The organism is Streptomyces sp. NPDC046881 (genome assembly GCF_040645015.1).
Taxonomy (GTDB): Bacteria; Actinomycetota; Actinomycetes; order Streptomycetales; family Streptomycetaceae; genus Streptomyces.
This window is the reverse complement of the sequence record NZ_JBEYXJ010000001.1, coordinates 189,272-199,309: the sequence shown is the minus strand read 5'-3', so window position 1 is coordinate 199,309 and position 10,038 is coordinate 189,272. Positions and strand designations below refer to the sequence as shown.

Here is a 10,038-nt window from a genome sequence, read left to right as displayed (position 1 = left end):
GCGGCGTGTGCCGACAGCCGACCGATGACCGGTGCCCCGTCCCGCCCGCCGACCGCACACCGCGCTGCCGTCTACGCCGGAGCGCCAGGCTCCCGATCGGACCGTCGGCCGTCGGGGCGACGACCTGGTGACGGGTGGCCTCTTCGCCCGGCGCCCCGGCGTGCGTGACACCTGCGCCGGAACCCGCCCGTCCGCCCGGCCCCGACGAACCGCGCCGAACCGGCACCACACGCGACCGGGCCGGGCTCCTGGTGAGGAGCCCGGCCCGGTTCGGCGGTGCGGCGTGGACCGTGGGGCGGTTCAGTCGGTGACGGCGACGAGGCGGAGTTCGCAGGTGTAGCGCCGGCCTCGGTCGTCGGTGAGCCAGGCCTGTTCGGGGGTGGGCAGCATCTCGGTGACGGTGAGCCGGGCTGCCGGGTCCCTGCGGGCGAGCCGGCGGGCGGCCTTGGCGAGGATGTTGACGTAGACGGGGCTGTCGAAGTCGACGAAGAACGGCCGGGGTTCGGCGGGGGAGACCACGAAGACGAAGCGGGGCAGCTCGTGGCCGTCGCGCCACTGCCGGGCCCGGACGAACCGCCCGGCCTCGCTCTTGTCGTCGGCGAAGGCCAGCGAGGAACCGGTGAACCGCCAGGTCTCCCGGGCCACCGTCATCCGGTCGATGGTGACCCGCGGGGAGTGGTCGGCTTCCGGCAGGAGCCGGAACCGGTCCGTCACCAGCGTGGTCAGCACATGGGCGAACACCTCCACGGCCGGGAACACCGCGCCGTCGGGAAGCACCACGCAGAGCCGGCCGTCGCGGTGCTCCACCACGGCGTCGGCGCTCGGCACCGTGCGGCCGCGGAACGGGTCCGCCGTGTTGTCGAGGAGGGCGACCTGGTAGTCCCGTGGCCGTACCAGCGCGTGCCGGATGCGGGCGGAGAGCCGGGACTTGTGCTCCTTCGGCAGCAGCGGCATCAGCCGTGGCGCCGGGTGGTCCCGGTCGGTGCGGTCGAACAGCTCGCGGGGATCGCGGTGCTGGTTGACGAACAGCTCGTTCCCCAGCGTGTTGGCCGCCAGGTGGAGTTCGCCGAGGGTGAGGTGGAACTCGTCGCGCTCGACGGCGTCGGCGTCCTCCGCCGCGATCATCACGTCCGGGCTGATGTACCGCGCCGCGGTCCAGCCCGGCGCGGTGGCCGGCCCGAAGGCCTCCGCCACCCGGCCGGCGATGTCCGCGCCGGAGACCGTGACGCGCCGCACCCCCGCCGAGGGCGCGAGGATCCGCTGCCAGCGGCGCTCGAACTCCGCCTGGAGGCCGGCGGCGTCGGCGGCAGCGGCCCCGTGCAGGACCGGCATGCAGGCGAACCAGAAGGCGGCGAGGTCCACCGTCTGTCCGGGCCCGGCGTCGGCGCGCAGCCGCTCGTAGACCTCGGTGACGCGCTCCGTCACGCGGGCGGCCAGGGCGGCGCAGAGCCAGGCCGCCGCGGACATCAGCAGGTCGAGTGGGGCGAGCGCGGCCAGTACGTGGCTGCCGAGCGTCACCCGGGCGGCGCGGCGGCTGTCCGAGTAGACCACGGCGCGGCCGGGCGCCGTCGTGGTGCTCTTCTCGCGTTTGGCGGCCGCGTCGGTCACTCGTTGGAACGTCTGCTCGACGGAGGTGAGGGCCGCGACCAGGCGCTCGGGGTCCTCGGCCGCCGCCCGGACGGCCTCGACCGCGCTGTGCAGTTCGTCCATCCGGGCGAGCGCCGCGGCGCGCAGTGCGGGCTCGCCGATCCGTTCCAGGCAGGCGCGCAGCCGGCGGTCGGGCCGGATGTCGGCGGGCACGTCCAGCCGCCAGGTGATCCAGCGCAGCCGGACCAGTTCGTCGAGCAGGGCGGGTACGTCCGTTCCCGGGCCGAGCTCCCGCTGGAGGGCCGGGACGGAGCGGGTGCCGTCACACAGGCGCAGCAGCCGGAGCGTCTGCGGCGGCACCGGTCGCGGCGGCCTGGCGGGGAGCCGTACGGCGTTCTCCTCCAGCCGTACGAACGGCACCCGGCGGGGCGCCGTCCAAGGGCGCACCGCCGGGTCGGCGTCGATCTCCCGGGCCAGGGCGTCGACCGACCAACTGGACCAGAACACCTCCGAGGACGCGGTCAGCCCGGTGCCCGGCTCGACGGCCAGGCCGGTCCGGGCGGTGTCGAAGGTGCCCCAGCCGACCGGTCCGAAGAAGCCGATGGTGTCGTTCTTGACGCAGAACCGCTGCCAGTAGTGGGCGACCAGCTCCTCGCGCTGGCGGTGCTTGAAGGTGCGGCCCGCGGTCGCCGGCGACCAGTTGAGGAACGGCCGGAGAGCCGAGTCGAGCACCCCCCGGTTCTGCCAGGCGACCGCGGCCCGGAACGGCCCGGAGGCGGCGATCTCCTGCGCGCTCACGGCCGCCCGGACGGCGGCCTGCGCGAACTCTGTCTCGAAGGCATTCCAGGCCGCGCCGGACAGGGCGTCCCGCGGCCCGAACTTGTCCGCTGCCGTGGCCAGGCCCTCCGGCGCGAGCCGGAGCACCCCGTCCGCCGGGAACCCCGCGCCGCGCACCGCGACCTGGTCCCACAGCCGCCAGCGGCCGCTCAGAGAGACGGATCCCTCGTGCATCCCGGTGCCTCCTAGGCCGACGCGGGAGCGAGGGACAGGTCGTCGACGACGACGTCCGCCAGCTCGGCCGGGGACGGGTAGGTGAAGACCAGGGCGACGGCGATCTCGGCGTCCAGCAGTTCCTGGAGACGGTGGACGATCTGGAAGGCGGCGAGCGAGTCGCCGCCCGCCTCGAAGAAGTCGCTCGTGGCGTCGAGGGTGTCGTCGCCGAGCGTCTCGCGGTAGTAGCCGGTGATCAGCCGGGTGAGTTCGGCGGTGTCGATGGGGTTCATGGCCCGTCCTTCTTCGAAGTGGTGTGGATGCGGACAAGGGAGACGGAAAGACGCGGCGCGGCCGGTCAGCGGCCGGTGCCCGCGTGCGCGGACCGGGCGGCGCCCAGGGCCGCGGCGCTGTTGCCGCCGGAGACGACGACGGCGCTGCGGCCGGGCAGCCCGAGCCGGAGGGCGCCGGCCAGGGCGGCGGCGCCGCTCGGCTCGGCCGGGATGCCGGCGCGGTGCAGCAGGGCCATCGCGCGGAGCACGGCCCGGTCGCCGACACCGATCAGCTCGTCCACCCGCTGCCGGACGATCGGGAGGATCACCTCGCCGGGCCGTTGGCCGCGCAGCCCGTCCGCCACGGAGTCGCTGGGCGGCACTTCGACCGGGCGGCCGGCGGCGAGGGAGCGGGCGTAGCGCCGGGCCCGGTCGGGTTCCACGCCGATGATCCGGACCGCGCTGCGCAGGTGGGCGGCGGCGAGGCAGACGCCGGCCAGCAGGCCGCCGCCGCCCACCGGCACGAAGACCGCGTCGAGGTCGGGGGCGTCCCGCAACACCTCCAGACCGACGGTGCCCTGTCCGGCCACCACGAGTTCGTGGTCGGACGAGGGCACCAGTACGGCGCCGGTGCGGGCGGCGAGGTCCTTGGCGTACCGGTCGCGGTCGGCCACCCCGCCGGGCACCCGGACGACCCGGCCGCCGAGCGCCCGGATGGCCGACTCCTTCGCCTCGGCCGCGCCGGCCGCCATCACCACCGTGACCCGGACGCCGAACGTGCGGCCGAGGGTGGCCACCGCGATGCCGTGATTGCCGGAGGAGCCGGCGACCACCTCGTCGGCGCCGAGCGCGAGCATCGCGTTGGCCGCGCCGCGGAGCTTGAACGACCCGCTGTGCTGGAGGTGTTCGGCCTTGACCAGCAGTCCGGGCAGAACGTCGCGGCGCAGCAGCGGGGTGTGCCGCACATGGGGCGCGATCCGGTCGGCGGCGGCCGGGACGGCGGCCGGTGCGATCCGGGTGTCCGCGGCCGTCATGACAGGGGCTCCGGCACGGGGGCGCGCAGGGCCCGCCGGTCGGCCTTGCCGCTGTGGGTGACGGGCAGCCGCTCCAGCCGGGTGAACCGCCTGGGCATCATGTGCGGCGGCAGGGTGCGGGCCAGGTGCGCGCGCAACCGGGCGTCGGTGGTGCTCCCGAGCGGGCCGGTGACATGCGCGGCGAGCCAGGTACGACCCCGGTCGTCGGTCTCCGCGGTCACCACGGCGCCGGTGACCTCGGGATGGGCGAGCAGGGCGCCCTCGACCTCGGCCGGGTCCACGCGGTGGCCGCGGATCTTGATCTGGCGGTCGGCCCGGCCGAGGTACGTGAGGGTGCCGTCGGGGGCACGCCGGGCGAGGTCGCCGGTCCGGTACAGCCGTGCGCCGGGCGGCCCGTACGGATCGGGCGGGAACCGGTCGGCCGTCAGAGCGGGCAGCCCGCCGTAGCCGCGGGCCACGCCCGCGCCGCCGATGTGCACCTCGCCGGTCCGCCCGTCCGGGACTTCGCGGCCCCGCGGGTCGAGCAGCCGTACGACGGTGCCGTGGATGGCGGTGCCGACGGTGTCGGCGGAGGTGTCGGGGTCGGCCGGCACCTCGTAGCGGGTGGAGGTCATGGTGCACTCGCTGGGCCCGTACTGGTTCACCAGCCGGCCGCCGACCAGAGCACGCCCGCCGGCGGCGAGGAAGGGGCGCAGCGACTCACCGCTGGAGCAGACCAGGCGCAGGGAGCGCAGCCCCTCGGCCGCGCGGGGTGACTGGGCGAGGAAGCCCAGGAAGGACGGAGTGGTGCTGAGGAGGGTGTCGACGCCGTACTCGGCGACGGTGTCGGCGAAGGCCTCGGCGCGCAGCAGCCGCGAGCGGTCGACCAGGACGACGCACCCGCCCGCGGCGAGCGGTGCGAAGGTGTCCCGGATGGACGCGTCATAGCCGGGCGGGGCGAGCTGGAGGGTGACGGTGCCGGGGCCGAGGGCGTTGTCGCGGACGACGGCGCGGAGATAGGTGTCCAGACCGCCGTGCTCGATCAGGACGGGGTTGGGCGCGCCGGTCGAGCCCGAGGTGTGGCTGACGTAGGCGAGCGAGTGCGGGTGCGGGGTGCTGAAGGCGGCCGGCGGCGGCCCTGCGGCGGGAAGCCGGTCGAGCAGGACGGCGGGCGCGTCGACCAGTGGTCCCAGGCGGTCGGCGAGGGCGGCGCAGGTGATCAGGTGGGCCGCGCCGCCGCCGGCGGCGAGCGCGGCGAGCCGCCGGTCGGGCAGGCCGGTGTCCAGGGTGAGGACCGCCCCGCCGGCCCGGACGACCGCGGCGGTCGCGACCACGGCGTCGGCGCCGGGCGGCAGGGCCACCGCGCAGACCCGTTCCGGCCCCACGCCGTGGGCGAGGAGACGGGCGGCGAGCCGGTCGATCCGGGCGGCGAGTGCGCCGTAGCCGGTCGGGCCGTCGGCGGTCAGCAGGGCGGGGGAGTGCGGGGCGCGGTCGGCGTGCGCGCGGATGTCCTCGACGAAGGTCGTCCGTGCGGTGCCGGTCATGCCGGCTCCCCGGGGGCGGTGCTCCGGTCGACGGCGACGAGGCGGAGTTCGGAGGTGTAGCGCCGGCCTCGGTCGTCGGTGAGCCAGGCCTGTTCGGGGGTGGGCAGCATCTCGGTGACGGTGAGCCGGGCGTCGGGGTCCTTGCGGGCGAGCCGGCGGGCGGCCTTGGCGAGGATGTTGACGTAGACGGGGCTGTCGAAGTCGACGAAGAACGGCCGGGGTTCGGTGGGGGAGACCACGAAGACGAAGCGGGGCAGTTCGTGGCCGTCGCGCCACTGCCGGGCCCGGACGAACCGCCGCGCCTCGCTCTTGTCGTCGGCGAAGGCCAGCGAGGAGCCGGTGAACCGCCAGCTCTCCCGGGCGACGACGGTGGAGTCGATGGTGATCCGGGGCGAGTGGTCGCCGTCCTGGCGCAGGGTGAAGCGGTCCATCACACGGTTGGTGAGCGCGTGGCAGAACACGTCGAGCAGGTCGAAGACGGAACCGTCGGGCAGTACGGCGGCGAGCCGGCCCTCGCGCTCCTCCACCCGCACGTCGCCGGAGCGCACGGTACGCGGGCGGTGCGGGTCGGCGCTGTGGTCGGCGAGGGCGACGTAGTGGTCCTCCGGGCGGTCCAGGGACTGCCGGCTGCGCGCGGACCACTTGAGCGGCAGCTCCTTGGGCAGCATGGGCAGCAGCCGCGGGCCGGGGAAGTCGCGGGTGGTCTCCTCGGTCAACTGCCCGCGGTCGGGGTGCTGGTGGACGAAGAGCGACTGGCCGATGGTGTTCATGGCGACGTGCAACTCGCCGATGACGAGCTGGAACTCGCCGCGTTCCACGGCGCCCGGATCGTCGGCGACGATCAGCAGGTCGGGGCTGATGTACCTGCTGAGCGACCAGCCGCGCCCGCCCTCGGGGAACGCCTCGCGCACCTGGCCGGCGATGGCGGCGCTGGACAGCGAGACCCGCCGGGCGCCGGCCGGGGCGTCGATGATCCGCCCCCAGCGCTCGCGCAGTTCGGCCTGGATGCGCTCGATGTCGGTGAAGGACTCCGGGTGCGGGGCGGGCAGGCAGGCGAACCAGAGCGAGCCGAGGTCGACCTGCTGGTGCCGCTCCCGCAGTTCCAGGTAGGCCTGGTGGATGCGCGCCCCGACGGCCTCGGCGTACCGGTTGGTCATCCAGCGGGCCGCGGTCAGGCACAGCTCCAGCGGCGCGAGCCGTTCCAGGACGGCGGTGCCCACGGTGGCCGTGGCGGACCGGCGGCAGTCGGAGTACACGAGGGCGCGGTTGGGCGCGGTCCTGGCCCCCTTCTCGCGGACCGCGCTGACCGCGGTGATCTCGGCGAAGTCCGCCTCCAGGGCGGCGAGCGCGGCGGTCAGCTCCTCGGTGTCGGTGCCGGCCCGCCCGACCCGGTCGCGCCCGTCCTCCAGCACGGCCAGCCTGGCCAGGGCGGGCTCCCGTACCGCCGGGTCGCCGATGCGTTCCAGCAGGGCGCGAAGTTCCCGTTCGGGGTAGGTGCCGGCGGGCACCTCCAGCTTCCAGCCGATCAGGCGGCGTGCGACCAGCCATTCCAGGGCCCCGGTCACCTCCCGGGCCGGCAGGTCCCGGCCCAGCTCCCGGGCGGCCAGGGCGGTGATCTCGGCGGGCGTCCGGCGCCCGTCGCACAGGCGCAGGACGGTGAGCGCGGGTTCGGGGGCGGGCTGCGGTGGACGGCCGGGCAGGCGCACCGTGCCGTCGACCACCCGGACGTACGGGACCTGGCGCGGCGGCGTCCAGGCGCGCACCCGTGGGTCGCGGTCGATCGCCTTGGCGAGGGCGTCCATCGACCAGCTGGAGAAGTAGACCCGGGACTCGGCGACCAGGCCGGTGCCGGGATGCACCTCGACGCCGCGCCGGGCGGTGTCGAAGGTGCCCCAGCCGACCGGTCCGAAGAAGCCGATGGTGTCGTTCTTGACGCAGAACCGCTGCCAGTAGTGGGCGACCAGCTCCTCGCGCTGGCGGGGCATGCTGGTGCGGCCCTCGGCGGACGGCGTCCAGTCGAGGAACGGCTTGATGCCGGTGCGCAGCACCGCACGGTTCTGCCAGGCGACCGCGGCCCGGAACGGCGCCGAGGCGGCGATCTCCTGGAGGTCGCGCGCGGTGCGCACGGCGGCCGCGGAGAAGGCCTCCTCGAACGCCTCCCAGTCCGCCCCCGCCGGCACCTCCCCGGGGGCGAACTTGTCCGCGGCCGAGGCCAGGCCCTCCGGGGCCAGCCGGAGTACCCCCGTGGCGGGGAAGCCGGGCCCGCGGAGCGCGAAGTGCGGCCACAGGCGCCACCCGCCGCCGGGCATGCGTATGGTGTCGGACATTGCTGTGCTACCTCCTGGGAAGAGTGCGCCGGGCCGGCGGCCGGCCGGTCGTCAGGCCGGCTCTGCCGGGATGCCGCCGAGGCACCACTCCAGAACGGCGCGGGCGCTGTGGTACTTGTTCTCGGCCTGCTGGAACGCGATGCTCGCGGGGCCGTCCAGCACCTCGCCGGTCACCTCGTCGCCGCGGTGCGCGGGCAGGTCGTGCATGAAGTCGGCGCCGGGACAGGCCGCCATCACGGCGGCGTTCACCTGGAACGGGGCGAAGACGCGCCGCCAGTCGGGGTCGGCCTTGGTCGTGCCGGTCGTCTGCCAGCGCGTGGTGTAGACGACGTCGACCTCGGGCAGGTCGGCCATGTGGTGCAGTTCCTCGACCAGCGCGCCCGACTCCTTGGCGTGGATGCCCGCCCGGTCCAGGAAGGACGGGTCGAGTCCGTAGCCGGGCGGGGTCCGCAGGTGCAGCTCGGTGCCGGGGAACCGGCTGAGGGCCAGCGCGAGCGCGGAGGCGGTGTTGTTGCCCTCGCCGGCGTACAGCACCCGCAGCCCCTCGATCCGGCCGAAGCGGCCGAGCATCGTGGTGAGGTCGGTGAGGGCCTGGGTGGGGTGCTCGGCGGCGCTCATCGCGTTGACCACGGCCATCCGCCGCTGGGCGGCGTAGGCGCGCAGCTCCTCGGTGCTGCCCGCGGTCCGGGCCACCAGCACGTCGAGCATGCGGGAGAGCACGTCACCGGTGTCCTCGGAGCTCTCCCCGGTGTTCTCCTGGAGGTCGCCGGGACCGTAGGTGATCAGCCGCCCGCCGAGCCGGAGCGCGCCGGCCGAGAACGCGGTCCGGGTCCGGGTGGACGTCTTGCGGAACAGGACGCCGACGACGGCGTCGGCGAGCGGCCGGGCGCCGTCGCACTCGCCGGCGGCGTACTGGGCGCCGCGGTGCACGAGCCAGCGCAGCTCCCGGTCGGTCAGGTCGTCGACGGAGATCAGGTGGCGGCGGTGGGGGCGAGGCATCTGGAGTCCCTCCTCGGGTAACTGGCCGTCAGTTCGCTTGCAGGGCGTCGAGCAGGATGCCGAGCCCCTCGTCGAGCAGGTCGGGGGCGATGGTCAGCGGGGGCATCACCTTGAGGACCTCGTCGTAGCGGCCGCAGCGCTCGACGATCAGGCCGTGCTCGAAGGCGTGGCGCTGGACGCGCTCGGCCCGCTCCGCGCCGCCGGCCCGGGCGGTGTCGACGCCGAGCACCATGCCCCGGCCGCGCAGCACGAGGCCGGGGTCCAGCGCGGCCGCGTCGGCCCGGAACCGGGCGAGGCGCTCCGCACCCCGCTGAAGACCGGTCAGGAAGTCGTCCTGCTGCCACAGTTCGCACGCCGCGGTCGCCGCGACGAAGGCGAGCTGGTTGCCGCGGAACGTGCCGGTGTGCTCGCCGGGCTGCCACAGGTCCAGCTCGCGGCGGAACAGCGTGAGCGACAGGGGCAGCCCGTAGCCGCTCAGGGACTTGGAGACGGTGACGATGTCCGGCACGATCCCGGACTCCTCGAAGCCGAAGAACGCGCCGGTGCGGCCGCACCCGGTCTGGATCTCGTCCAGGACCAGCAGCACCCCGTACCGTTCGGTCACCTCGCGCAGCCGGCGCAGCCACTCCCGGCTCGCCGGGTGGACGCCGCCCTCCATCTGCACCGCCTCGACGACGACCGCCGCGGGCGGTTCGGTGCCGGAGGACGGGTCCGCCCACAGCCGCTCGATCAGGCCGATCGAGTCGAACGGGCCGAGCGGGCCGTCCTCGAAGGGGACGAAGGTCACGTCCCCGCCGGCGACCGTGCCCGCGCGGCGGGCACGGCGGCTGCCGGTGACCTCCAGCGCACCGCGCGACATCCCGTGGTAGGCGCCGGTGAACGCCGTCAGCCCGGTGCGACCGGTCGCCCGGCGGGCCAGCTTGAGGGCGGCCTCCACCGCGTCCGTCCCGGTCGGGCCGGTGAACTGCACCTTGAAGTCGAGCCCGCGCGGCTGCAGCACGACCTCGGTGAAGCGGGTGAGGAAGTCACGCTTGGCGACGGTGTGCATGTCGAGGCCGTGCATGAGGCCGTCGTCGGCGAGGTAGTCGAGGATCCGCCGCTTGACGGCGTCGTGGTTGTGCCCGTAGTTGAGGCTGCCGGCGCCGCAGAAGAAGTCGATGAAGGCCCGGCCGTCGTCGGTGTGCAGCAGCGCGCCCTTGGCGCGCTCGAACACCACGGGGAAAGTACGGCAGTACATCCGCACCTCGGACTCGATCTTCTCGAAGACGGAGGTGTCGGTGGTCGCAACGAGGGTCATGGCGGTCCT

Annotated in this window: 7 protein-coding genes; all 7 read right to left on the bottom strand. The window is 75.0% G+C overall.

Annotated elements, in window-relative coordinates:
• Nucleotides 1–300 precede the first annotated feature (300 nt).
• Nucleotides 301–2,598: a lantibiotic dehydratase gene (locus ABZ923_RS00915; RefSeq protein WP_361464963.1), complete on the bottom strand. Its 2,298-nt coding sequence runs from the start codon at nt 2,596–2,598 to the stop codon at nt 301–303.
• Between the two features lie 11 nt (nt 2,599–2,609).
• The gene (locus ABZ923_RS00910) at nt 2,610–2,870 is read right to left on the bottom strand and encodes an acyl carrier protein (RefSeq protein ID WP_361464960.1); all 261 of its coding nucleotides are present in this window, start codon (nt 2,868–2,870) and stop codon (nt 2,610–2,612) included.
• A gap of 65 nt (nt 2,871–2,935) precedes the next feature.
• A complete protein-coding gene (locus ABZ923_RS00905; RefSeq protein WP_361464957.1) occupies nt 2,936–3,883 on the bottom strand; it encodes a pyridoxal-phosphate dependent enzyme in 948 nt (315 codons plus the stop codon).
• Nucleotides 3,880–5,406: an amino acid adenylation domain-containing protein gene (locus tag ABZ923_RS00900; protein ID WP_361464955.1), complete on the bottom strand. Its 1,527-nt coding sequence runs from the start codon at nt 5,404–5,406 to the stop codon at nt 3,880–3,882. The genes ABZ923_RS00905 and ABZ923_RS00900 overlap by 4 nt, the downstream gene beginning before the upstream one ends.
• The gene (locus ABZ923_RS00895; RefSeq protein ID WP_361464952.1) at nt 5,403–7,733 is read right to left on the bottom strand and encodes a lantibiotic dehydratase; all 2,331 of its coding nucleotides are present in this window, start codon (nt 7,731–7,733) and stop codon (nt 5,403–5,405) included. The genes ABZ923_RS00900 and ABZ923_RS00895 overlap by 4 nt, the downstream gene beginning before the upstream one ends.
• A 51-nt stretch (nt 7,734–7,784) precedes the next feature.
• A complete protein-coding gene (locus ABZ923_RS00890) occupies nt 7,785–8,732 on the bottom strand; it encodes an ornithine carbamoyltransferase (protein ID WP_361464949.1) in 948 nt (315 codons plus the stop codon).
• 28 nt (nt 8,733–8,760) lie between these two features.
• Complete coding sequence (locus ABZ923_RS00885; protein ID WP_361464946.1) at nt 8,761–10,029, bottom strand: aspartate aminotransferase family protein; 1,269 nt, start codon at nt 10,027–10,029, stop codon at nt 8,761–8,763.
• Nucleotides 10,030–10,038 lie beyond the last annotated feature (9 nt).